Source organism: Saccharothrix sp. S26 (genome assembly GCF_021390395.1).
Taxonomy (GTDB): domain Bacteria; phylum Actinomycetota; class Actinomycetes; order Mycobacteriales; family Pseudonocardiaceae; genus Actinosynnema.
Genome location: NZ_JAJUWT010000020.1, coordinates 84,046 through 107,382 on the forward strand (window position 1 = coordinate 84,046; position 23,337 = coordinate 107,382).

The following is a 23,337-nucleotide window of genomic DNA, read 5'->3' on the forward strand; positions in this document are numbered from 1 at the left end:
ATCCTATGGGGTCGAGTGGGCGGTGCGCGTCGGCCTGGCGGCGGCTGCTCCGAGTGACGCGCCCACCAGTTGCCCCGCCGCGACCAGCAAGATCACCGCCGCGCTCGACCACGTCGTCAGCAACGCCCCGCCGGCCGCCGCGCCGATCGCGAACGCGCCGAGCTTCAGGCTCGCACCCGTGGTGGAGACCTGCCCGAGCAGCGGGCCGGGCGTGTACCGCTGCCGCGCGGTGATCGTGGCGGCCAGCGTCGGACCCTGCGCCACGCCGCTGACCAGCGCCAGGCCGAGCAGCACGGGGAAGTGGTGGGTGAGCGGCCACGTCGCGAGCGCCACCCCGTACAGCGCGACGGCCGTGAACACGACCCGTTCCGGGCGCCACCCGGGCAGCCTGCGGCGCACCGCCAGGACGCTGATCACGCACCCGACCTCGAACGCGGCCCACACCAGCCCGGTGCGGTCCTCGCCCACGCCCAACGCGCCCAGGTGCGCGGGCAACGCCGTGGCGAGCATGCCCACCGACCCGTACCCGACCGAGGACGCGATGGTCGCCCCGCGCAGCGGTGCGGTCGTGGCCAGGTGCCGCAGGCCGCGCTTCATCTCCGCGACCAGCGACGGGTGCTCGGCGGGAGGGCGCGGCGGCACGCGCAACGTCGTCGTGCACAGCGCACCCGCCAACGACAGCACCGCGACCGCGGCCACCGCCACCGCGGGCGACACCGCCGTGCCGAGCACGCCGGCCAGCGCGGGTCCGCCGATCGCCGCCGCGTTGAACAGCAACGCGTCCCGCGCCGTCGCCCGGGGCAGGTCGGCGGCCAGGCGCGGCACCAGGCTGGTGAACCCGCCGCTGGTCATCGGCAACGTGATGCCCGCCAGGAACGCCGCCGGCACGAGCCAGGGCGCGGGCGCGACCACCATCACCGCCGCCATCGCGGCCAGCACGAACTGGTTGGCCGCCAACGCCGCCACGGGCCGCCGGGTCCGGTCCAGCCACGCGCCGAGCAGCGGCCCGGACAGGATCGACGGCACGGTGTACGCCGCGATCACCGCGCCGGACAGCACGGTGGAGCCGCTGCGCGACAAGGCCAGCACCACCACCGCCACGGCGACCATCTCGTCGGCCAGCCGGGCCAGGCCCGCGGCCCACAAGTACCGGACCATCAGCCCTTGCGGCGGTGCCGCCGCACGCTCTCCTCGACCAGGTCCAGCACCGGTTCGAGGTCGTCCGCGGGCAGGCCCATGGCCAGGTGCGACACGAGCCCTTCCAGCACCAGCTCCAGGAACGACGTCAGCACGTCCACGTCCACGTCGTCGCGCAGGTTCCCGGCCTCGCGCTGGCGCTCCAGCCGCTGCCGCGTCGCGTCGGTCAGCTGCCGCGACCGCTCCGCCCACCGCGCCCGGAACTCCGGGTCGGTGCGCAGCCGGCGCGACACCTCCAGCCGCGTGCCGAGCCAGTCCGCGGGGTGCTCGACGTCGTCGGGGTCCGGCGGGTGCAGCAGGTCGCGCATCACCTGCACCAGGCCCTGCTCGGCGACGACCTCGGCCATCCGCAGCGCGTCGTCCTCGGCGAGGGCGAGGAACAGCGACTCCTTGTCCCGGAAGTGGTGGAAGATCGCGCCCCTGGACAGGCCGGTAGCCTCTTCCAGGCGGCGCACGGTCGCGCCTTCGTAGCCGAAGCGCGCGAAACACGCACGAGCGCCGTCGAGGATCTGACGGCGACGGGCGTCGAGGTGGTCCTGGCTCACCCTGGGCACCTGTCGATGTTGCCAGGGCCGCCTGACGAAATCCAATCAGTACGTACGGCTTGCCTCGTCCACTTTGGGGTGTACTTCGGCGTCCTGGCTCGAAACCCCAGGTCAGGGTCACTACGGTGGCGCACCGTGACCGCAGGTGAGGACATCCGGCCGCCGTTGCGGCTCGTGCCGGGATTGGGCTGGTCGAACCGACCGTCCACGGTGGACCGCAGTCGGCACGGCCCGGACTTGATCGATCTGATCAGGCTGGTCGGCCGTCGGCCCAACGACGTCGCGGACGGCCCGGCCGGGTGCGCCGTCGTGGTGTTCGAGCCGCTGTGCGTGCCCGAACCGCTGCGCACGCCCGCCTACGCCCTGGCCCTCGGCGAGGACGGCGGCCTGGGCGTCGACCGGCTGCCGCTGGTCGGCGCGCGGTTCTTCGTGCACGAGGCCGCCCTGCACGTCCGGGTCGGCGACGACGCGGTCATGGCCGAGCAGTGGGACGCGCTCGCGGACCGGACCGACGTGCCGGTCCGCCTGGTGCCGTTCTCGGCGGGCCACGTGGGCGTGCTGCGGTCGTCGTTCGCCGTGCCGGACGGGCGGCGGCCGGTCGAGGTGCTGGAGCGGATCGCGCTGGACGTGCCGTCGTCACGGGCCCGGTTCCGCCACCGGGCCGCGGACTACCGGAACCGGTAGGCGGGGAGGAGACCCATGGGACACAACGCGACCCGGTCGCGTCCGACGCGGCGCGCCGGACGTCGACGGCTGTCGGCCGCCACCGTCGCGGTGGCGACGGCGCTGTCGCTGCTCACCGCCTCCGGGGCGGCGCACGGCCTGACCGACCACCAGGCCGAGGCCGCCGACGTCTCGGGCGGCGCGGTGGCGTCCGAGCACACCGGGTTCACCGGCTCCGGGTACGTCGACTACGGCGACGCGGCCGGCGGCTACGTCGAGTACGCCGTGACCGCGGCACGGGCCGGCAGGCACGCGCTGGTCTTCCGCTACGCCAACGGGACCGACGCCGACCTGCCGCTGAGCCTGACCGTGGACGGCGGGCGGGCGGGCACCGCCTCCTTCCCCGCCACGGGCTCGTGGACGACGTGGCGCGAGGTCACGACGACCGTGGGGCTGCGCGAAGGCGTGAACCGGGTCCGCGCCACGGCCGCCACCGCGCGCGGCGGCCCGAACGCCGACCGCCTGGTGGTGGACGACACCGACACCGAGCCGCCCACCCCGCCGACCCGACTGCGCGCCACCGGCAAGTCGGCCACCAGCGTCTCGCTGGCGTGGGACGCCTCCACCGACGACGTCGGCGTGGTCGGCTACGACGTCTACCAGCACGGCCAGCTCATGACGAGCGTGCCGGGCACGACCCTGGCGGCCACCGTCACGGGCCTGCGCCCGGACACCGCCTACGACTGGACGGTCGTCGCCCGTGACGCCGCGCCGAACGTCTCCCAGGCCGGCGACAACGTCGTCGTGCGGACCGACGCGGCACCCCCGGGCGACCAGCCGGCGGGCAGCCCCTCGCCGTCGGGCGACGCGGTCGCCACGCCCGGCGTGACGTCGGCCAGGGGCGAGCCCAGGCCCGGCGCGGTGACCACGCTGCTCGACGGCGCCGACGTGCCGTGGGGTGTGGCGTTCCTGCCCGACGGCACGGCGCTGGTGTCCGAACGGGAGCGGTTCGGGATCTTCCGCCTCACCCGGGAGGGCAAGCGGACCGACCTCGGCCGGGTGCCCGGCGCGCAGGCCACCGAGGGGGAGGGTGGGGTGCTGGGCGTGGCGGTCTCGCCGACGTTCACCTTCGACCACTTCGTGTTCGTCTACCACACCGCGGCCGCCGGCAACCAGGTCGTGCGGGCCCAGCTGGTCGGTGACATGCTCGCCAACTGGACCACGATCCTGGGCGGCATGCCCAAGAACCGCTACCACAACGGCGGCGGGCTGCGGTTCAGCCCGGACGGGCGGTACCTGTTCGTCTCCACCGGGGACGCGCAGAACGGCAGCTACGGGCAGAACCTGGAGACCAACGCGGGCAAGATCCTGCGCCTCAACCCGGACGGCTCGATCCCGCCGGACAACCCGTTCCCGGGCAAGGCGATCTGGAGCTACGGTCACCGCAACGTGCAGGGCCTGGCGTTCGACTCGCGGGGCAGGCTGTGGGCGACCGAGTTCGGCAACAACTCGCAGGACGAGCTGAACCTGATCGAGCGCGGCGGCAACTACGGCTGGCCCGGCTGCGAGGGCACGGCGGGGTACTGCGAGGACAGCATCGCGCCGAAGATGACCTGGCCCACGTCGGCGGGTGGCCCCAGCGGGTTGGCGATCATCGACGACCACCTGTTCATCGGCACCACGGTCGGCAAGCGCGTGTACCGGCTGCGCATCGACGGCTCGGACGCGGTCGACCAGCAGGTGTACTTCCACGGCGAGTACGGCCGGTTGCGGACCGTGGTGGTCGATCCCGAGGGCGACCTCTGGCTGACCACGACGTGGGATCTGGACGAGGAAGTCGGCAACGACCGCGTGCTGCACGTGGACATCGAGCACCCTGGGTCGTGAGGTCACCCGGATGCCACGAGTTGTTCACCTCGTGACCGGATTGTCCGAGTGGCCGCCGGGAAGCGACCACTCGGAGCAGCTCGGGGGCCCCCGGTCCGGCGTCCACCGCCACCCGACCGGCCGTCACCGAGGTGGCCGCCACCCGGCATGTCTTTGATCCGCAAGGGTTTCGGGTGGCTGCGAGTGTCGGTACCCCGGTGTAGCGTCGAACGGACGAGATTTGATCACCGGGAGTGCGACAAGTGACTGCTGTCCGTAATGCCCCGGCTCCGGGGCCCACCCCGGCGGTGTTCCGGGATCGAGCGGAGGCCGAGGCCTACGTCGCCTCGGTCTGCTTCAAGCACGGACCTCCGAGGTTGCTCGGAGTCGAACTGGAATGGACCGTCCACCACGTCGAAGATCCCACCCGACCGCTCGACGCGAAGACCCTCGCGGCCGCGCTCGGCGATCACGCGCCACCGACCCTCGCCCCCGACAGCCCTCAGCGGCCGTTGCCCTCCGGCACCCCGCTGACCGTGGAACCGGGTGGCCAGGTCGAGATCTCCACCCCGCCGCGCGAGTCGTTGACCGAGCTGCTCAAGACCGTCGCGGCCGACATCGACCACCTCCAGAACCTGCTCGGGCCGGCCGGTCTGCGGCTCGGCCAGCACGGCGCCGACCCGTTCCGCCCGCCGCGCCGGATGCTCCAGGTCCCGCGCTACGCGGCCATGGAACACGCCTTCGCCCCGCTCGGGCCCGAGGGCATCACGATGATGTGCAGCACCGCGGGCCTCCAGGTCTGCCTGGACTTCGGCCTGGCCGACGACCTGCCCAAGCGGTGGGCCGCGGTGCACGCGCTCGGACCCGTGGTCAGCGCCCTGTTCGCCAACTCCCCGGGCGTCAACGGCCGCCGCACCGACTGGGCCAGCGCCCGGATGCGCTCCCTCTACGCCACCGACCCGGTGCGCACCCGCCCGGCGGCGGTGTGCGCGAGACCGGCCGAAGCGTGGGCCAAGCGCGTGCTCGACACACCGGTCATCGCGGTGCGCAGACCGGGGCCGAACTGGCTGCCGCCGCACCCGTTGACGTTCGCCGACTGGATCGACGGCGCGCTCGACCGGCCGGCGACCTCCGACGACCTCGACTACCACCTGACCCTGCAGTTCCCGCCGGTGCGGCCGCGCGGGTACGTGGAGGTCCGCTACCTCGACACCCCGCCGCACGGGCGGTGGCTGCCGCCGGTCGTGCTGATGGCGGCGCTGTTCAGCACGCCGAAGGCGGTGGACGAGGCGCTCGCCGCGACCGAGACCGCCGCCAACCGCTGGCTCGCCGCCGCGCGCTACGGCCTGGCCGACCCCGTGCTCGCCCGCGCGGCGCGCGACGTGGTCGAACTGGGCTGCGCGTCGCTGTCCGACACCGACCTGTCGGTCGACCAGGCCGACGCGATCGCCGAAGAACTGCACCGCACGCTCGCTGAGAAGACCGGAGGGGGCCGTTCATGACCAGCACCGAGAACCTGCGCGACCGGGTCGCCGCCCAGCTCACCAGGGCCCGCGACCGCAGCAGGCTGCTCACCGACGCGGTGGACGACCACGACCTCGTCCGCCAGCACTCCAAGCTGATGTCACCGCTGGTGTGGGACCTCGCGCACATCGGCAACCAGGAAGAGCTGTGGCTGGTCCGCGACGTGGGCGGCCGTGAGCCGATCCGGGCCGACATCGACGAGCTGTACGACGCGTTCAAGCACGCCCGCTCGGCCCGGCCGGAACTGCCGCTGCTGGGGCCCGCCGAGGCGCGCCGGTACGTCGGCGAGGTCCGGGAGAAGGTCTTCGACGTGCTGGAGCGCACCCCGCTGGAAGGTCACCGGCTCGTTGACGGCGGGTTCGCGTTCGGCATGATCGTGCAGCACGAGCAGCAGCACGACGAGACCATGCTGGCCACCCACCAGCTGCGGGTGGGCGAGCCGGTGCTGGACGCGCCACCGCCGCCGCGCGGCGGCCCCGTCGGACCGGCCGAGGTGCTGGTGCCCGGCGGGCCGTTCACCATGGGCACGTCGACCGAGGCGTGGGCGCTGGACAACGAGCGGCCCGCGCACCAGGTCGTCACCGAGCCGTTCTTCATCGACACCACGCCGGTGACCAACGGCGCGTACGCGGAGTTCATCGCCGACGGCGGCTACCGCGACCCGCGCTGGTGGAGCGAGGCCGGCTGGGCGCACGTGCGCAAGGCGTCGCTGGTCGCGCCGCGGTTCTGGGAGCGAGTCGGCGACCGGTGGTACCGCACCGCGTTCGGCCGCACCGAGCCGGTCGTGGCGGACCAGCCGGTGGTGCACGTCTGCTACTACGAGGCCGAGGCGTACGCGAAGTGGGCGGGCAAGAGGCTGCCCACCGAGGTGGAGTGGGAGAAGGCGGCCCGGTTCGACCCGGTGACCGGGCGCTCCCGCCGCTACCCGTGGGGCGACGAGGAGCCCACCGAGGCGCACGCGAACCTGAACCAGCGGCACCTGACGCCCGCGCCGGTCGGGGCGTACCCGGCGGGCGCGTCGGCGTTGGGCGTGCACCAGCTCATCGGCGACGTGTGGGAGTGGACCAGCTCGGACTTCCACGGCTACGCCGGGTTCGAGGTGTTCCCGTACGCGGAGTACTCGCAGGTGTTCTTCGGCCCCGACTACAAGGTGCTGCGGGGCGGGTCGTTCGGCAGCGACCAGGCCGCGGTGCGCTCGACGTTCCGGAACTGGGACTACCCGATCCGGCGGCAGATCTTCGCCGGCTTCCGGTGCGCGCGGGACGCGTCACGGGACGAACTGGCCTGACCGTGTGCCGCCACCTGGGTTACCTGGGCCCCGCCGTGCCCGTCGCCGCGTTGGTGCACGACCCGCCGCACTCGTTGGTGCGGCAGTCGTACGCGCCGCGGGACATGCGCGGCGGCGGCACGGTCAACGTGGACGGCTACGGCGTGGGCTGGTACCCCGCGCCGGGCGGCCCGGCGGTGCGCTACCGCCGTGCGGGCACGATCTGGTCGGACGAGAACCTGCTCGCGCTCAGCCGCGTCACGGTGTCCGGCGCGGTGCTGGCCGCGGTGCGGTCGGCCACGGTCGGCATGCCCGTGGCGGACACGGCCTGCGCGCCGTTCACCGACGGGCGGTGGCTGTTCAGCCACAACGGGCGGGTGGCGGACTGGCCGGAGTCCGTGGTGGACGTCGCCAAGACGCTGCCCGTGGCCGCGCTGCTGACGCTGGACGCACCGACCGACGCCGCCCTGCTGTGGGCGCTCGTGCGGTCACGCCTGGCGGCGGGCGCGGCACCCGGTGCCGCGCTGGCCGACGTGGTGTCCGAAGTGGCCGCCGCCGCGCCCGGTTCGCGGCTGAACCTGCTGCTCACCGACGGGACCGTGCTCGCCGGCACGACGTGGACCCACTCGCTGTGGGTCCGCTCCGGTGACGGCGCGGTGACGTTGGCCTCCGAGCCGTTGGACGACGACCCGCGCTGGCGGGAGGTGCCCGACGGGCACGTCGTCACGGCAGATGTGTCTACTGTGGACGTTCAACGGATTGGACGAGGATGACCGAGCCTGTGCTGGACGTGCACCTGACCCCCGAGGACGCGGCGATCGCGCTGCGCGCCGAGGCGAGGGCGGGGCTGACCGCGCGGCCGAAGTGGGTGTCGCCGAAGTGGTTCTACGACGCGGTCGGCAGCGACCTGTTCGAGGAGATCACCCGGCTGCCCGAGTACTACCCGACCCGCGCGGAGCGCGAGATCCTGGTGGCCCGGGCGGCGGAGATCGCGGCGCTGACGGGCGCGCGTTCGTTGGTGGAGCTGGGTTCCGGCTCCTCGGAGAAGACCCGGCTGCTCCTGGACGCCCTCCGGGAGCACGGCACCTTGCGGGAGTTCGTGCCGCTGGACGTGTCGCCGACGGCGTTGACCGACGCGGCCCGGGCGATCCTGGCCGCGTACCCCGGGCTGCGGGTGCACGGCGTGGTCGGCGACTTCACCGAGCACCTGGGCCTGCTGCCCGGCGTGCCGCCGCGGGTGGTGGCGTTCCTGGGCGGCACGATCGGCAACCTGATCCCGGAGGAGCGCGACAAGTTCTTCGCGTCGGTGCGCGAGGTGCTGGACGCGGGGGAGTGGCTGCTGCTCGGTACCGACCTGGTCAAAGACCCCGACACCCTGGTGCGCGCCTACGACGACGCGCGGGGCGTGACGGCGGAGTTCAACCGCAACGTGCTGCGGGTGGTGAACCGCGAGCTCGACGCGGACTTCGACCCGTCGGACTTCGAGCACGTGGCGCTGTGGAACGCCGAGGAGGAGTGGATCGAGATGCGCCTGCGGGCCGTGCGCCCGGTGAAGAGCCACGTGGCGGCGCTCGGCTTGGAGGTCGAGTTCGCCGAGGGTGAGGAGCTGCGCACCGAGGTGTCGGCGAAGTTCCGTCGGGAGGGCGTGGAACGGGAGCTGACCGCCGCCGGTTTCGAGCTGCACCGGTGGTGGACCGACTCCGAGGGGCGCTTCGCCCTGTCGCTCTCTCGGGCGGTCGGGTAGCCGTGACGTGCAGGACGGACCCGGTCATGAAGCGGTTGCGCTGCACGGCGGTGAACGCCTCGGCGAGGTCGTCGGGCGTGCCGACCCGGCCGGTCGGGAGGCGGTCCGCCATCGCGGCGAGCCGTTCGGCCTTGGCGGGGCCGTCGAGGACGTCCCACACGGGGGTGTCGACCCAGCCCGGCGAGACGGCGTTGACCCGGACCGGCGCGAGCTCCAGGGCCAGCGCGCGGGCGAGCGCTTCCAGCGCGCCGTTGGCGGCGGCGAGCACGGACGCGCCCGGGCCCGGGCGGTGCGCGGCGACGCCGGAGGTGAAGGTGATCGAGCCGCCGGGCACGACGTGCGGTCCCACGTGCTTGGCCACCAGCCACGGCCCGAGCAGCTTGGTGTCCAGCGCGGCGCGGGCGTGGTCGAGGGCGAAGTCGGCGATCGGGAAGTAGGCGTCGCGCGCGTCCACGGCGGTGACGACGACGTGGTCGAGCGGGCCGGTGCGCCCGGCCAGGCGTCGCACCTCGTCCTCGCTGGTGATGTCCACCTGGTCGGTGCGCAGCCGGTCGGTCCCGTTCGGGGCGAGGGCGCGTGAGGCGTCGGCGAGGCGTTCGGCGGACCGGCCGGCGATCGTGACGACGGTGTCCTGGGTCAGCAGGTGTCGGGCCAGCGCCAGACCCATGCCGGAGCTGCCGCCGATGACGAGTACGTGTGTCATGCCGACCAGCGTCGTCGTGGGCGGCGGGTGCGGGGAGACCGGCGCGGGCCTGGTCCTCGCGGGGCCACCCGCGGTCGGTGCGACACTCGCCGGTGTGGGTGAGCTGGGTGAGTTCCTGCGGAGCAGGCGTGGACGCGTGCGGCCGGCGGACGTGGGTCTGCCGGAGGGGGTCGGTCGGCGGCAGACACCGGGGCTGCGTCGTGAGGAGCTGGCGACGCTGGCGGGCGTGAGCGTGGACTACTACACGCGGCTGGAACAGGGCCGTGACACGAACCCGGGCGCGGAGGTGCTGCACGCGTTGGCGTCGGCGTTGCGGCTGGGTGACGACGAACGGGCGCACCTGCACGCGTTGGCGGGCCAGGTGCCCGGTCCGGCACCGCTGGGGTCGGGTGCGCCGCGTCCCGGCCTGCTGCACCTGCTGGAGGCCGTGCGGCCGACGGCGGCGTACGTGCTGGACCAGGTCAGCACCGTGCTGGCGGTGAACCCGGAGGGCGCGCGGCTGATGCCGGGCCTGTCGGAGCGGGACAACCTGGTCCGTTACGTGTTCACCGACCCCCGTGCCCGCGAGGTGTTCGTGGCGTGGGGCGACATGGCCCGCGACTGCGTGGCCCACCTGCGCACGGTCGCCGCCGTCGACCCGACCCGGCCCGCCCTGACGGCGCTGGTGGCGGAGCTGTCGGCGGCCTGCGCCGAGTTCGCCGACCTGTGGCGGCACTACGACGTGAAGGTCAAGACGGGCTCGCGCCGCACGTTCCGCGACGACACCGGCCACACCTTCGACCTGACCTCCGAGATCCTCACCGCCCCCGACGGCCAACGCCTCGCCGTCTTCCGCCCCACCCCCTGACCCTCGCGTGTCCTACCTCCAAACCGCGCGTGTCCTACCTCCAGAACGCGTGTGTCCTACCTCCAGACCGCGAGAGTCCTACGTTCGCGACCCCCGAGTTGAACGCTCAGGACGGCCGGGGCTGTTCTGAGCGTTCAACTCGGGTGTTCCGAACGTAGGACACACGCGACGTGAACGTAGGACTCACGCGTGGGGCAGGGGGAGGGCGGCGATCGCCGGGTCGGTGATCGCGGCACGCAGGGCGGAAGCGAAGCGGTCCGCCCGCAGGACGCGGAACGGGCGGGAGTGGTACGGGCGGGTGGTCGGGTCCACCGGGTCGGCCAGGCCCAGCGCGTTGCACTCGGCGGCGACCCGCTCGTACGCCACGGCCAGGTGGTCCTCCCGCGCACGCCAGTCGGTCGCCGCCAGCACGGCGCGCAGCACCGGCACCAGGTCGGCGTACCGGGCGAACGCGCTGCCCAGCCACTTGCCGTACGGCGGGTAACGGCGGTCCAGCAGCAGGCGCAGCCGCATCAGGTCGTGGGTCAACCGGGCCGCCACGATGGCCGACCCCAGCTCGTCACCGACCTCGCCGCACCGCCCGACGAACGCCTCCTCCCGCGCGATCCGCGTCCACTGGCACGCCAGCACGTACCGCCACACGTCGTCCGGGTACCACCGCAACGCCTCACGCGCCGCCGTCAGCACCCGGAGCCCGTCGTGGAACACCGCGCCGGCCGTCGTCTCCGCCAGCCGCTGCGTCGGCGTGCCCAACCAGTCCCGCACGGTGACGCCGCCCCGCGGGTCGAACCCGAGCCGCTCGCGGAACCACGTCCCCGCGTCGGTCACCTCCACCCGGTGGCACACCGGCCCGTCCGTGCGCGCCATCCGCCCGACACCCTCGTCCGACGTCGGCTCGAAGTGCGTGGGGAACCCGAGGAACTCCTTCGGCAGGTGCTGCGACAACGCCTCCCGGATGTCGTCGGCACGCGTGTCGTCCGGGTCGAGGAACAGTTGCAGGCGCGGCCCCCACTCGTGGTCGACCGAGCGTTCGGTGTCGAAGCCGAGCACCTCCGAGCCGGGGCCGATCCGGGCCGCGCTGTGCGGCACCTCGCCGAAGTGGGCCCTGACCAGCGGTTCGACGCCATCCCAGTAGAACCGTTCGGCCAACACCAGGCCCGGCAAGAACCGTCCGTAGGGCACGAATCCTCCGTTCTGCGGGTAGTGCCGGACACGATCGAGTGAAAGCCTCGCGCGATGGCGTCGCGGTGTCACTGAGGGGCGACGTCGAGTGAACCGAGGGAGCGCTATCACATGCAACTCCGCAGAGCACTGGTTCTCGCGCTGGCCATGGGCACCGCCGTGTCCGGCCTCGCGGGAACCGGCACCGCCGCCGCCCAGGAAGCACAGGGCGCCACCCCGATCCAGTGGACCACCTGCGCCGAGGACGTCCTCGCCGAGATCCCCGCCGCCCAACGCGACAAGGTCAGCTGCGCCAACCACCCCGTGCCGCTGGACCACCGCAAGCCCCGCGGCCCCAAGATCACCGTCGCGCTGATGAAGCGCCCCGCCGACGACCAGGCCAACAAGGTCGGCTCGCTGTTCATCAACCCCGGCGGCCCCGGTGGCGCCGGCCTGATCTACTCCGCCTACGGCAGCTCGTTCTTCCAGCCCGAGGTCATGAAGCGGTTCGACCTGATCGGGTTCGACCCGCGCGGCGTCGGCCGCAGCTCGCCGTTGCGCTGCTTCAAGACCCTCGAAGAGGCCAACGAGGTCTTCGGCCGCATGTCCGCCATCCCGGTCACCCGCACCGAGATCCGCGACACCATGGACGCGACCGAGGACTACACCGACGCGTGCGCGCGCAACGCCGGCCCGTTGCTCGACCACATGTCCACCGAGGACGTGGCCCGCGACCTGGACCTGCTGCGCCAGGGCGTCGGCGACCGGCAGTTGACGTTCGCCGGCTTCTCCTACGGCACGCTCCTCGGCGCCACCTACGCCAACATCTTCCCCTCGAAGTCCCGCGCCCTGGTGCTGGACGGCAACGTCGACCCGGCGCTGCGCACCTCCAACGGCGCGGAGTACGACCGGCAGCGCGCGCAGGGCTTCGAGATCGCGCTCGACGCGTTCCTCAAGCGATGCGACGCCGAAGGCGACAAGTGCGCCTACAGCGACGGCGACCCGAGGGCCAAATTCGACGAGGTGCGCGACCACCTGCGCACGCGGTCGATCACCCTGCCGAACAACGAGGTCGTGACCTACGCCGGCTACATCGGCCGCGTCACGAGCGACCTGTACGCGCCGACCCGGTTCAAGGCGCTGGCCGCGTGGTTGCAGGGCGTCTACGCGGTGCTGCACCCGGGCGCCGCCACGTTCTCCGCGCAGGAGCAGGCCCCGCTGCTGCCGCCGCTGGCGAACAAGCACGGCCTGGCCGACGTCCGCGCGGGGCTCACGGGTGACACGGAGTACCTGTACGACGACTCGTACTACGGCGTGAACTGCACGGACAAGCCGTTCCTGCGCGTGCCGCAGCTGTTCCCCGCGCTGGCCGCGAAGTGGGAGCGGGAGTCGCCGACGTTCGGCCGCCAGCAGGCCGCGTCCGACCTGCTCACGTGCGCGACCTGGCCGGTGCCCCGCCCGGACCGCTGGGCCGGGCCCTGGAACAAGCGCACGCCGAACCCGATCGTCGTGGTGGGCAACTACTACGACCCGGCCACCCAGTACGAGTTCAGCAAGCGCATGGCCCGCCAGTTGGGCAACGCGCGGCTGCTGACCGTGGACTCGTTCGGCCACTGCATCCTCGGCGACAGCGCCGGGGTGGACACCCTGGTGACCGACTACCTGATCAACCTCAAGGCCCCGGCCAACGGCCAGGTGTTCCAGCCCAACGCCCAACCGTTTTAGTGGCACCGGGTGCGGTCGTCGCCCACGCGACGGCCGCACCCGCCAGGACGACCAGGGCCGCTTCCTCCGGCAGGGTGAGCGACCAGGCGACACCCGCGTAGGCGACGGCGGTGAGCAGCACGGTCGGGCTCTTGCGCCGCCAGGACCACACGGCGAGGCCCGCCGCGACGGCGAACGCCAGGAACAGCTCGTCGTGGTCCACGTGGGCGACCGCGACGGCGGTCACGTCGGCGTAGTAGCCGTCGGCCGCCGTCGCCGGGTCGACGCGGGTGGACCGCGGCCCGGCCAGCCGTTCGACCACCGGCCACACCGCGAGGCCGGCGCCGACCACCAGCAACGGGTACCAGGCTCCCGGACGGCGCGCGTTCAGCTCGTACCCGGCGATCACCACCGCCGCCACGACCAGCGCGAGCGCGCCGTAGTGCACCAACGAGCCGAGCAGCCCGGCGATCGCCGCCACGTGCCACACCCGCACCCGGTCGACCCGGGTGTGCGCCAGCACGGCTCCGGCGACCACGACCAGCTCCGGGTACGGCGGGAAGTCGAACGGCACGACCGGCACGACCGGGGCCCCGGTGATCACCACCGGGGTGTAGGCGAACCAGCCGAAGTCCTCGACCGGCTGCCGCGAGTGCCAGACCGCGGCCAGGTACGCCAGGGCCGTGACCGCGACGACGGGGCTGCGCACCCGCCAGGCCCACGCGCCCAGCCCGACGGCGACCGCCAAGCCGACCAGGTCGCGGGCCAGGTCGAACGCGACGGGGTCGACCATGAGGTCCCACCAGCCCGCAGACCCGTCGGTCGCCGCCACCCCGAACAGGACCGACCCGGTGACCAGCAACGGGAACCAGGCGCCCGGCCGTTCGGCGTGCGCCTGCCGTGCCCGCAGCAGCAGCCCGGCGATCACGAGCGACAACGACGCCTCGACCGGCGGCCCGCCCTCCCCCAGCGGAAGGACGAGCCCGAGCAAGACCGGTAACGCCCACACGACGGCCCCCACAAGGGCGCAACCCTAGCGGCCTCGAACCCCGCATGCGGCGGGATCGCTCCCGCCGCAGGGGTGTGAGGGGCGTCCCCGGGTGTGGACGCCCCTCACGGTCACAACGCTACTTCGGCGGCGGCGGGACCAGGCAGCTCACCGGAGCCGACTGGTTGCCCGACGCGTCCACGCCGTAGACGAGGGCGTCGCCCTTGAGCGTGATGCGCCAGTCGATGTCACCGACGCCGGGCTTCTGGTTCGGCGTCGCGCCCGGCGCCTGCACCAGCTTGATCTTCGTGCCGCTGCCGAACCCGCCGAAGACCGCGGGGCTCGCCGAGTCGGAGACGAAGACCTGCGGGTTCGGGTCGACCGCGTCGGTCGCGGTCAGGACGAAGAACCCGTCCTCGTTGTCGGCCGGCGGCACGGTGCCGCCACCGGGGTTGTTGGTGGGCTTGCAGGTCACGACCGGGGGAGTGGTGTCGACCCAGTCCTTGAGCACGTCGTCGCACACCTGGTGGCCGGCGGCGTGGGTGAAGCAGCCGCGGATCGAGTCCGTGCCCAGGCCCGCGAGGCCCTGGGTGCCCGGGTAGGTGAAGTCGACCGCGCCGGCCGCGGAGGTGTTGCCGTTGCCCGCCGCGCCCGCGTTCGGCCCGCTGAGCACGGAGAAGTCGACCGGGGTGTTCGGCACGGGGTCACCGAAGTCGTCGGTGACGGTCGCGGTCACGGTGTGCGTCTGGCCGGGCGTGCCCAGCTCGTTCACCGCGTGCTCGGGCTCCACGTCGATGAACGCCGCGCAGCCGCGCACGTTCACCGTCGGGTTGTCGAACGCCACGACGTGACCCTCGGCGTCGCTGTAGGCGACGGTCGGGTTGACCGCCAGCGCGCCGCCGCCGGCGGCCGGCAGGTGCGTCGCGGTGAACGTCAGCGTCACCGTCTCGGTGCTCAGCTCGTCGATGGTCCAGGTGAGCTGGTTGCCGTTCTGGGCGACGCCGCCCTTGGACACCGCCGCGCCGCTGACCGAGAACTGCGGCGCCACCGTGTCGACCACGGTCACGCCGGTCGCGGCGGGCACCACGATGGCCGCGCCGATCGCCTCGAAGACCTCCTGCAACTGGGCGGGGGTCGGGGCCTGGTAGTAGTGCGTGCCGTCGGGGTCGGTGGTCCAGTCGCGGATCTCGTCGGCGTCGACCGTGCCCAGGCCGATGCCGAAGATCTCGGTGCCGGCGTTGCGCGCCGCCAGGGCGTCGGGGCTCGCGTCGGGACCCACGGTCGTCTGGCCGTCGGTCATGATGATCATGATCTTCTTGTTCGCGGGCACCGACCCGGCGAGCTGCGCCTGGCCGGTCGAGATGGCCGCGGAGTGGTTCGTGCCGCCGGACGCGACCAGCGCGTCGATGGCGGACTTGGCGGCGTTGGCGTCGGACGAGAGCGGGGTGTCGACGGTGGCGCCGTCGGCGAAGCTGACGACGCCGATGCGGCTGCCGTTGGCGACCACGCCGTCCAGCGAGCCGTCGGTGGCCTCGTCGATGATGTCCACGAAGGACTTGGCGGCGTTCTTCAGGTCGCCGATGGCGCCCTGCATGCTGCCGGACCGGTCGAGCACCAGCTCGATGTCCACGGGGTTGCCCGCGATGCCGGTCTGGGCGTCGAGCGTCACGGTGACGGGTACGGACCCGCCGCAGGCGATGTCCGTCGCCCCCAGGGTCTTGGTCCCGGTGACCGTGCCGCCCGCGGCCACCGCGCCGGTGGTGGTGGCGAGCGGGGCCGCGAGCGCGGCCAGCAGGATCGCGGTCACGCCGCAAGCCCGTCTTCGGGTGTTCTGCTTCATTCGGTATCGCACCTCCCTGTGCGCGCCGACGAGACGTCAATTCCCCTCTGGAATCACGTCCGCGCATTCCGGTGAAGCCGGGTAAGTCAGTCCCCGAACAGGTGCGGACCAGTGAAGATCGCACCGAATGACACTTGCCGTGCGACTCGGATGCGTCGGCATGAAGAGGTTAAACACGAATTCTCACGAAGAGCAATCGGTTCACCCGATCGGGTCAATCGGAATTCTGCGTCGTTTTCGATCTGTCAATCGTTACGCGCGAAACTGCGATTGTGACGCCATCGCGGCGGTGACGCGTCCTGGCACGGGAAAGGGCCGCCCACCCGGAGGTGGACGGCCCTGCTCACCCGGGACGACTAGCTGCGCACCATCTTGCGCAGCACGTACTGCATGATGCCGCCGTTGCGGTAGTAGTCGGCCTCACCCGGCGTGTCGATGCGGACCACCGCGTCGAACTCCACCTTGGCGCCGTCCGCCTTCGTCGCCACCACGTGCACCGTGCGCGGCGTCTCGCCGTCGTTCAGCGCGGTGATGCCGGTGAAGTCGTAGGTCTCCGTGCCGTCCAGGCCGAGCGACGCCGCCGACTCGCCCGCGGGGAACTGCAGCGGCAGCACGCCCATGCCGATCAGGTTCGACCGGTGGATGCGCTCGAACGACTCCGCGATCACGGCGCGCACGCCCAGCAGCGAGGTGCCCTTCGCGGCCCAGTCGCGCGACGAGCCGGAGCCGTACTCCTTGCCCGCCAGCACCACCAGCGGCACGCCCGCCTCGGCGTAGGCCACCGACGCGTCGTAGATCGTGGTCTGCGGCGCGCCCTCGGCCAGGAAGTTGCGGGTGAAGCCGCCCTGCACGCCCTGCCCGTTGTTCTCGTCGGCGAGCAGCAGGTTGCGCAGCCGGATGTTGGCGAACGTGCCGCGGATCATCACCTCGTGGTTGCCCCGGCGGGAACCGTAGGAGTTGAAGTCCTTGCGCTCGACGCCGTGCTCGGTCAGGTACTTGCCCGCGGGCGAGTCCGCCTTGATCGCGCCGGCCGGCGAGATGTGGTCGGTGGTGACCGAGTCGCCCAGCAGCGCCAGCACCCGCGCGCCGCCGATCTCCGTCACCGGGGCGGGCTCCATCTGCATGCCCTCGAAGTACGGGGGCTTGCGCACGTAGGTCGACTGCGCGTCCCACTCGAAGGTCTTGCCGGTCGGCGTGGGCAGCGACTGCCAGCGCTCGTCGCCCGCGAACACGTCGGCGTAGCCCTTGGTGAAGCCCTCCGGCGAGATCGCCGACGCGACGACCTCCGAGATCTCCTGCGGCGACGGCCAGATGTCGGCCAGGTACACCGGCTTGCCCTCGGCGTCGGTGCCCAGCGGCTCGGTGGTGATGTCCTTGTCCATCGAGCCGGCCAGCGCGTACGCCACCACCAGCGGCGGGGACGCGAGGTAGTTCATCTTGATGTCCGGGTTGATCCGGCCCTCGAAGTTCCGGTTGCCCGACAGCACCGACACGGCGGCCAGGTCGCCGGAGTTGATGCCGGCCGAGATCTCGTCCTGCAACGGGCCGGAGTTGCCGATGCACGTGGTGCAGCCGTAGCCGACCAGGTGGAAGCCCAGCTTCTCCAGGTACGGCAGCAGCCCGGCGCGCTCGTAGTAGTCCATGACGACCTTGGAGCCCGGCGCGAGGGTCGTCTTGACCCACGGCTTGCGCTCCAGGCCCTTCTCCACGGCCTTCTTCGCCAGCAGCGCCGCGCCGATCATCACCGACGGGTTGGACGTGTTGGTGCACGAGGTGATGGCCGCGATCGCCACCGCGCCGTGGTCCAGCTCGAACTCCGCGCCGTCCAGGGAGACCTTGACCGGGTTGGACGGACGGCCCTCCGCGCCCTCGGCGGCGGACTGGAACACGTGCGGCTTGCCGCCCGCGTCACCGTCGGACACCGCGATCGGGTCGCTGGCCGGGAACGACTCCTCGGACGCCTCGTCGACCGGCGAGTTCTCCACGCCGTCGGTGTGCGCGACGTACGCGCCCAGCGCCTGCCGGAACGCCTCCTTGGCGTTGGTCAGCTCGATGCGGTCCTGCGGGCGCTTCGGGCCGGCGATCGACGGCACGATCGTCGACAGGTCCAGCTCCAGCGTCTCGGAGTACACCGGCTCGGCGGCCGGGTCGTGCCACAGGCCCTGCTCCTTGGCGTAGGCCTCGACCAGCGCGAGCTGCTCGGCGGAACGGCCGGTCAGCTTCAGGTAGTCGATGGTCTCGCCGTCGATCGGGAAGATCGCGCAGGTGGAGCCGAACTCGGGGCTCATGTTGCCGATCGTGGCGCGGTTGGCCAGCGGCACCGCGCCGACGCCCGAGCCGTAGAACTCGACGAACTTGCCGACCACGCCGTGCTTGCGCAGCATCTCGGTGATCGTGAGCACCAGGTCGGTCGCGGTCGCGCCGGCGGGCAGCTCGCCGTGCAGCTTGAAGCCGACCACGCGCGGGATCAGCATCGACACCGGCTGGCCGAGCATCGCGGCCTCGGCCTCGATGCCGCCCACGCCCCAGCCGAGCACGCCGATGCCGTTGACCATGGTGGTGTGGCTGTCGGTGCCGACCAGCGTGTCCGGGTAGGCCTGGCCGCCGCGCACCATGACCACGCGCGCCAGGTGCTCGATGTTCACCTGGTGCACGATGCCGGTGCCGGGCGGGACGACCTTGAACTCGTCGAACGCGGTCTGGCCCCAGCGCAGGAACTGGTAGCGCTCCCTGTTGCGCTCGTACTCCAGGTCGACGTTCAGCTCGAACGCGTCCGGCCGGCCGAAGATGTCGGCGATCACCGAGTGGTCGATGACCAGCTCGGCCGGCGCCAGCGGGTTGACCTTGGTCGGGTCGCCGCCCAGCTGGGTCACCGCCTCGCGCATCGTGGCCAGGTCCACCACGCACGGCACGCCGGTGAAGTCCTGCATCACCACGCGGGCCGGCGTGAACTGGATCTCGGTGTCCGGCTCGGCCGACGGATCCCAGCTGCCCAGCGCGCGCACGTGGTCGGCGGTGATGTTCGCGCCGTCCTCGGTCCGCAGCAGGTTCTCCAGCAGGATCTTCAAGCTGTACGGCAGGCGCTCGGCGCCCTCGACCGCGCTCAGCCGGAACACCTCGTACGAGGCGTCGCCGACGGTGAGCGTGCCGCGGGCGCCGAAGCTGTCCTTGCTCGCTGGTGCAGTCACGTGAAACTCCATCTGGTGACGCGCAAAGTCGGTTGGGGAACTACTGCTGAGTCTTCCGCACCCTCCGGTGCGGCGCCCTCTCACCCCAAACAGTACGCGTGTCCTGTATTCCGCTTCAACCCGGCCCTACCTTGGTCGGGGCATCATCACACCCGTGGTGCGTCTTGATCGAATCGGCATGCGTTACGGCCGCGGCCCGTGGGTGCTGCGCGACGTCTCGCTCGCCGTGGAGCCCGGCGAGGTGGTCGTGCTGCGCGGCGGCAACGGCGCGGGCAAGTCGACCCTCCTGCGGATCGCGGCGGGCGTCACCGCGCCGACCACCGGCCGGGTGAGCCGCGGCGCGTCGGTCGGCTACGCGCCGGAGCGGTTCCCGACGGGGGTGAAGCTGTCCGCCCGCGACTACCTGCGCCACCTCGCCGCCGTGCGCGGGACGCCGGTGCGGTGGGAGCTGGTCGAGGCGCTGGGCTTCGTCGGCGACCCGGACGCGCCGATGGCCACCCTGTCCAAGGGCAACACGCAGAAGGTCGCGCTCGCGCAGGCGTTGCACGCCACCGACCTGCTGGTGCTGGACGAGCCGTGGTCCGGGCTGGACGCCGCCGCGAGCGCCGTGCTCGGCGAACTGGTGACGTCGTCGGAGGCCGCCGTCGTGCTGACCGACCACCACGGGCACGACCTGCCGGGCGCGCGCGAGGTGGCGCTCGGCGCGGCCCGACCGGGTGGCGTGGTGATCGAGCTCGACCGCGTGGGGGAGGCGTTCGCGCTGATCAGCTCGTTGGAGGGGGTGTTCGCGGCGCACGAGGTCGGCGGCGGCGCGCGGGTCGAGGTGCGGGCCGGGTTCAGCGACGGCGTGCTGGCCGAGGCGCTGCGGCTGGGCTGCTCGGTGCGGAGCGTGCGGTCGTGACGGCGCTGGTGCGGTACCTGCTGGCGGACGTGCTGCGCACGCAGCGCTGGCTGCCGCCGTTGCTGCTGCACGCGGCCGTGCTCGGGATGCTCTACGCCTCCGACGCCGGCCCACCGCTGCCCGCGTACGCCGGGACGTGCGTGCTGGTCTACCCGGTGTCGGCGTGGCTGACGGTGGTCATCGCCACCGCCGAGGACCCGGTGCGCCGGACGGTCACCGCGGTGACCGCGGGCGGCTGGGCGCGTGCCCAGGCGGCCGTGACCGCGCTGTCCGCGCTGTCCGCGCTGGGCCTGGCCCTGGTCGCCGCGCTGGTCCCGGTGCTGACCCAACCCCGCCCCTACCCGCCCGCCGCGGTGGCGCAGGGCTTCGCGGCGCTGGCGGTGTGCGCGCTGGTCGGCGTGGGCGTCGGTGTGCTGTGCAGCCGTCCGGTGGTCACGCAGACCGGCTGGTCCGTGCTGGCCGCGACGGCGCTGGTGGTGGTGGTGTTCCTGTTCGGCCGGACGCCGCCGGTGGGCAACGTGCTGTGGGCGCTGTCCCACCACGACGGCGTCACGGCGGCGTTGGCGCTCTCGGGCGCGGTCGCGGTGCTGTTCGTGGCGGGCGCGACCTGGCTGGGCGCGGTGGTGGGCCCCCGCCGCGGCTAGCGGCGCGACCGGCCGTTCACCACTGCCGGCGGACCGCGGCCTTGGCGCCGGTCACCAGGGTCGACGGCGGCACGTCCTCGGCCACGACCGCGCCCGCCGCGATCACGGCGTCCCGGCCGATGGTGACGCCGGGCAGGATCGTGGCGCCCGCGCCGATCCACACGTTCTCCGCCACGTCGATGGGCCCGCCGCTCAGCCACCCCCGCCGCTCCTCGGGGTCGACCGGGTGGCCGACGGTGATGAACGTGGCCCTGGGCCCGACCATCGTGCGCTCGCCGAGCCGGATGCCCGCGTAGTCCAGGAACGTGCAGTTCTGGTTGATGAACACGCGTTCGGCCAGGTCCAGGCGCAGGCCGTGGTCGGTGTAGAAGGGCGGGTAGATCGTGACCCGGTCCGGCAACGGCCGGCCCAGGATCCGCTCGAACAGCGCCGCCTTGCCCGCCTCGTCCTCGAACGGCAGCACGTTGAGCCGGGAGGTGAGTTCGGTGACCCGCAGCACCCGCTCGGACATGGCCCGGAACTCGTCGCTGTGAATCCGCAGGAGGCGGTTGTCGGGCACGGCTTCGGTCACCTCGCGGTCAGGGCGGACGTCCGCCTGGCGGAACGAGAGCAGGGGCCCCCGGGCGGGGACCCCTGCGTCGCGCGCTCGACCCTACTTGATCGCCTTGATCAGCTCGTCGATGTCCTTCGGCTCCAGACCGCGCATCAGCGTCAGGAACAGCTCGCTGTAGGTGCGGAACGGGCTGACGTACCACTTGCCGTCGACCTCGGTGGCGACCACGCCGACGCCGTCCTTGAGCACCTGGGCGCCGATGCGGGCGATCACGTCGACCGCGGCCGCCGGGATGTCTCCGCCGCCCTGCTGCTCGACCAGCTGCGTGATCTCGTCCGCGCACAGCCGCTGCGACTGGCCCTGGACCGTGGCGCTGTAGCAGTCGCCGTCCCGGCTGATCTCGACCGTCTCGCCCTCGGCCTCGACGACCAGCTTGCGGATGGTGAGCTGCGTGCCGCCCTTGACGTCCTTCGAGTCGGTCTCCAGCTCGACCAGCTTCGCGCCGGTGGCGGGCGTCTTGCCGACCTGGTCGAGGATGACCGGGCCGACGTCGTGCAGCACGCCCATCTCGTCGGGCGGCAGCAGCGCGATGACACCCTCGATGTCGCCCTCGAACGCCTTCTCGACCAACTGCTTCGCGGCGTCGTCCGCCGAGGCCGCGCCCGCCGGCGCGATGCCCTGGGCGGGCCACTTCAGGTCCTCTTCCTCCAGCGCGGCGTGCGCGATGGTGTAGAAGAGGCTCGGGTACCACTCGTCGCCGACCTTGATGGTGGCGATGCCGATCGGCTTGCCGCCGCGGTCGGCCTTCTCCTTGGCGAAGTCCAGCGTCTCGGTCTCGGTGCCGGCCTTCTGCAGGTCCGCGCCGAGCGCGTCGACCAGCTTGTCGGTCAACGGGATCTGCTTGACGTCCGAGGTGATCGTGATCTTGCCCTCGACCACCTTGTTGATCGTCAGGTGGTCGTTGACCTTCTCCGCGGCGGCGTCGTCGAACTTGATGCCCTCGCTCTTGATCTGCACGCCGGTGAGCTTGTTCGGGTCGGCGTCGGGCTTGAGGATCTCCAGCCGCTTGGCCTCGCTGACCGTGGCCTCGGTGTAGTCCTTGCTCAGCTTGGCCTCGGCGGGGGCCAGGCCGTTCATGATGCCCAGGACGTCACCGCTGCCCAGCGCGCTGAGCAGGTTGTTCGCCGCGGTGGACGGGCTCTCGGAGCCCGCGGCCACGTCGTCGGAGCTGCGCAGCGCCCACACCGTGGCGACCGTGCCCGCGGCCAGCGCCAGGACGGCGACGACCGCGGTGACGATCAGGCCGGTGCGCTTCTTCTTCGGCGGCTCACCACCCGCGAAGCCGTACGGCGCCTGGCCGTAGGGCTGCTGGCCGTAGGGCTGCCCGTAACCGGGTTGGGGCTGCGGCTGCGCGAAGCCCTGCGGCCCGGTCTGCGGGTAACCCTGTTGCGGCTGCGGTCCGGTCTGCGGGTAGCCGCCCTGCTGCTGCGGGTAACCCCCCGGCTGCTGACCCTGCTGCGGGTATCCCCCCTGCGGCTGGCCGTACGGGTTGTTCTGCGGTGGCCATTCGCCTCCGCCGCCACCTGGGTACGTCACGGTGCTCCTCCTGGAGTGCTGATCGCTGTGCGGGATTTCGCGGTGAGCACGGTGATCGCCCCGGCGATCCCCAGCACAGCACCACCGAGGGTCGCCACCGGTCCGGTCAGGCTGATCCCGACCAGTGCCGCCTCGTTGCCCCCTTGGACGGCGGCAAGTGCCGCCACCGTTCCCGCAATCGTGCCAAACACCAGTGCGAGCCATGCCGCGATTCGGGGAAAACCTGCCGCCCAAAGCACCACGCAGCACACCGCCAACGGGGTGAGTGCCACCCACGCGCCCCGCACGACCTCGCCCGGCACACCGTCCAACCCGGCGAAACCACGCAGAGCGAGCACCTCGTAACTGTTCCTCGCGACCGTCCCGGAGCGCAGCCAGGGCAGGAAGAAACCCGCCACGGCTGTGA

The 23,337-nt window shown here is 72.5% G+C and carries 19 protein-coding genes and 1 pseudogene; 10 read left to right on the forward strand and 10 right to left on the reverse strand.

Annotation, left to right across the window (positions count from 1 at the left end; all coding sequences use genetic code 11):
• Nucleotides 1-3: 3 nt before the first annotated feature.
• Both LZG04_RS29160 and LZG04_RS29165 read right to left on the reverse strand, forming a co-directional pair.
• On the reverse strand, nucleotides 4-1,158 hold the full coding sequence (locus tag LZG04_RS29160) for an MFS transporter (RefSeq protein WP_233822801.1): 1,155 nt from the start codon (nucleotides 1,156-1,158) through the stop codon (nucleotides 4-6).
• Complete coding sequence (locus LZG04_RS29165; protein ID WP_233822802.1) at nucleotides 1,158-1,751, reverse strand: TetR/AcrR family transcriptional regulator; 594 nt, start codon at nucleotides 1,749-1,751, stop codon at nucleotides 1,158-1,160. Before LZG04_RS29165 ends, LZG04_RS29160 begins: the two co-directional genes overlap by 1 nt.
• A gap of 126 nt (nucleotides 1,752-1,877) precedes the next feature.
• Here LZG04_RS29165 and LZG04_RS29170 point away from each other — a divergent pair, with 126 nt between their 5' ends.
• The 6 genes from LZG04_RS29170 (at nucleotide 1,878) to egtD (ending at nucleotide 8,806) form a co-directional block, all read left to right on the forward strand.
• The gene (locus LZG04_RS29170; protein WP_233822804.1) at nucleotides 1,878-2,426 is read left to right on the forward strand and encodes a Scr1 family TA system antitoxin-like transcriptional regulator; all 549 of its coding nucleotides are present in this window, start codon (nucleotides 1,878-1,880) and stop codon (nucleotides 2,424-2,426) included.
• Between the two features lie 15 nt (nucleotides 2,427-2,441).
• On the forward strand, nucleotides 2,442-4,292 hold the full coding sequence (locus LZG04_RS29175) for a PQQ-dependent sugar dehydrogenase (RefSeq protein ID WP_233822806.1): 1,851 nt from the start codon (nucleotides 2,442-2,444) through the stop codon (nucleotides 4,290-4,292).
• A gap of 356 nt (nucleotides 4,293-4,648) precedes the next feature.
• Nucleotides 4,649-5,773, forward strand: coding sequence for a glutamate-cysteine ligase family protein (locus LZG04_RS29180; protein WP_267938274.1), 1,125 nt, complete (start codon nucleotides 4,649-4,651; stop codon nucleotides 5,771-5,773).
• Nucleotides 5,770-7,083, forward strand: a complete 1,314-nt coding sequence (gene egtB, locus LZG04_RS29185) for an ergothioneine biosynthesis protein EgtB (protein WP_233822810.1) — start codon at nucleotides 5,770-5,772, stop codon at nucleotides 7,081-7,083. Before LZG04_RS29180 ends, egtB begins: the two co-directional genes overlap by 4 nt.
• A 2-nt stretch (nucleotides 7,084-7,085) precedes the next feature.
• Complete coding sequence (gene egtC, locus LZG04_RS29190) at nucleotides 7,086-7,835, forward strand: ergothioneine biosynthesis protein EgtC (RefSeq protein ID WP_233822812.1); 750 nt, start codon at nucleotides 7,086-7,088, stop codon at nucleotides 7,833-7,835.
• A complete protein-coding gene (gene egtD, locus LZG04_RS29195; RefSeq protein ID WP_233822814.1) occupies nucleotides 7,832-8,806 on the forward strand; it encodes an L-histidine N(alpha)-methyltransferase in 975 nt (324 codons plus the stop codon). The genes egtC and egtD overlap by 4 nt, the downstream gene beginning before the upstream one ends.
• A gap of 61 nt (nucleotides 8,807-8,867) precedes the next feature.
• On the opposite strand, the pseudogene LZG04_RS43145 reads toward egtD, so the two are convergent.
• Nucleotides 8,868-9,509 (reverse strand): annotated as a pseudogene (locus tag LZG04_RS43145) (SDR family oxidoreductase); the annotation flags it as partial.
• Between LZG04_RS43145 and LZG04_RS29205 the strand changes: the two are divergent.
• Nucleotides 9,490-10,356, forward strand: coding sequence for a helix-turn-helix transcriptional regulator (locus LZG04_RS29205; RefSeq protein WP_233822818.1), 867 nt, complete (start codon nucleotides 9,490-9,492; stop codon nucleotides 10,354-10,356). The pseudogene LZG04_RS43145 and the gene LZG04_RS29205 sit on opposite strands and share 20 nt — an antisense overlap.
• A 183-nt stretch (nucleotides 10,357-10,539) precedes the next feature.
• On the opposite strand, the gene LZG04_RS29210 is transcribed toward LZG04_RS29205, so the two are convergent.
• Entirely contained in the window at nucleotides 10,540-11,538 is a 999-nt protein-coding gene (locus LZG04_RS29210) for a DUF4037 domain-containing protein (protein WP_233822820.1), read from the reverse strand.
• Between the two features lie 111 nt (nucleotides 11,539-11,649).
• Between LZG04_RS29210 and LZG04_RS29215 the strand changes: the two genes are divergently transcribed.
• Nucleotides 11,650-13,242, forward strand: coding sequence for an alpha/beta hydrolase (locus LZG04_RS29215; RefSeq protein ID WP_233822823.1), 1,593 nt, complete (start codon nucleotides 11,650-11,652; stop codon nucleotides 13,240-13,242).
• Here the strand turns inward: LZG04_RS29215 and LZG04_RS29220 are convergent.
• The 3 genes from LZG04_RS29220 to LZG04_RS29230 all read right to left on the reverse strand — a co-directional run bounded on the left by LZG04_RS29220 (nucleotide 13,190) and on the right by LZG04_RS29230 (nucleotide 19,237).
• The gene (locus tag LZG04_RS29220; RefSeq protein ID WP_233822825.1) at nucleotides 13,190-14,242 is read right to left on the reverse strand and encodes a hypothetical protein; all 1,053 of its coding nucleotides are present in this window, start codon (nucleotides 14,240-14,242) and stop codon (nucleotides 13,190-13,192) included. The two genes, LZG04_RS29215 and LZG04_RS29220, sit on opposite strands and share 53 nt — an antisense overlap.
• A 106-nt stretch (nucleotides 14,243-14,348) precedes the next feature.
• Nucleotides 14,349-16,016 carry a VWA domain-containing protein gene (locus tag LZG04_RS29225; protein ID WP_233822827.1) on the reverse strand — a complete coding sequence of 556 codons (1,668 nt, stop codon included), beginning with the start codon at nucleotides 16,014-16,016 and terminating at the stop codon, nucleotides 14,349-14,351.
• 389 nt (nucleotides 16,017-16,405) lie between these two features.
• Nucleotides 16,406-19,237 (reverse strand): aconitate hydratase, encoded by a 2,832-nt coding sequence (locus LZG04_RS29230; RefSeq protein ID WP_233822829.1) that lies wholly within the window; start codon nucleotides 19,235-19,237, stop codon nucleotides 16,406-16,408.
• A gap of 157 nt (nucleotides 19,238-19,394) precedes the next feature.
• Between LZG04_RS29230 and LZG04_RS29235 the strand changes: the two genes are divergently transcribed.
• Together LZG04_RS29235 and LZG04_RS29240 are read left to right on the forward strand one after the other, a co-directional pair.
• Nucleotides 19,395-20,138, forward strand: a complete 744-nt coding sequence (locus tag LZG04_RS29235) for an ATP-binding cassette domain-containing protein (RefSeq protein WP_233822831.1) — start codon at nucleotides 19,395-19,397, stop codon at nucleotides 20,136-20,138.
• Nucleotides 20,135-20,782, forward strand: a complete 648-nt coding sequence (locus tag LZG04_RS29240; RefSeq protein ID WP_233822833.1) for a hypothetical protein — start codon at nucleotides 20,135-20,137, stop codon at nucleotides 20,780-20,782. Before LZG04_RS29235 ends, LZG04_RS29240 begins: the two co-directional genes overlap by 4 nt.
• A gap of 16 nt (nucleotides 20,783-20,798) precedes the next feature.
• Here the strand turns inward: LZG04_RS29240 and LZG04_RS29245 are convergent, their stop codons facing one another.
• From LZG04_RS29245 to LZG04_RS29255, 3 genes are all read right to left on the reverse strand, one after another.
• Nucleotides 20,799-21,341 carry a DapH/DapD/GlmU-related protein gene (locus LZG04_RS29245; RefSeq protein WP_233822835.1) on the reverse strand — a complete coding sequence of 181 codons (543 nt, stop codon included), beginning with the start codon at nucleotides 21,339-21,341 and terminating at the stop codon, nucleotides 20,799-20,801.
• A gap of 93 nt (nucleotides 21,342-21,434) precedes the next feature.
• The gene (locus LZG04_RS29250) at nucleotides 21,435-22,931 is read right to left on the reverse strand and encodes a flagellar basal body protein FliL (RefSeq protein WP_233822837.1); all 1,497 of its coding nucleotides are present in this window, start codon (nucleotides 22,929-22,931) and stop codon (nucleotides 21,435-21,437) included.
• The gene (locus tag LZG04_RS29255) at nucleotides 22,928-23,329 is read right to left on the reverse strand and encodes a hypothetical protein (RefSeq protein ID WP_233822839.1); all 402 of its coding nucleotides are present in this window, start codon (nucleotides 23,327-23,329) and stop codon (nucleotides 22,928-22,930) included. The genes LZG04_RS29250 and LZG04_RS29255 overlap by 4 nt, the downstream gene beginning before the upstream one ends.
• Nucleotides 23,330-23,337: the final 8 nt, after the last annotated feature.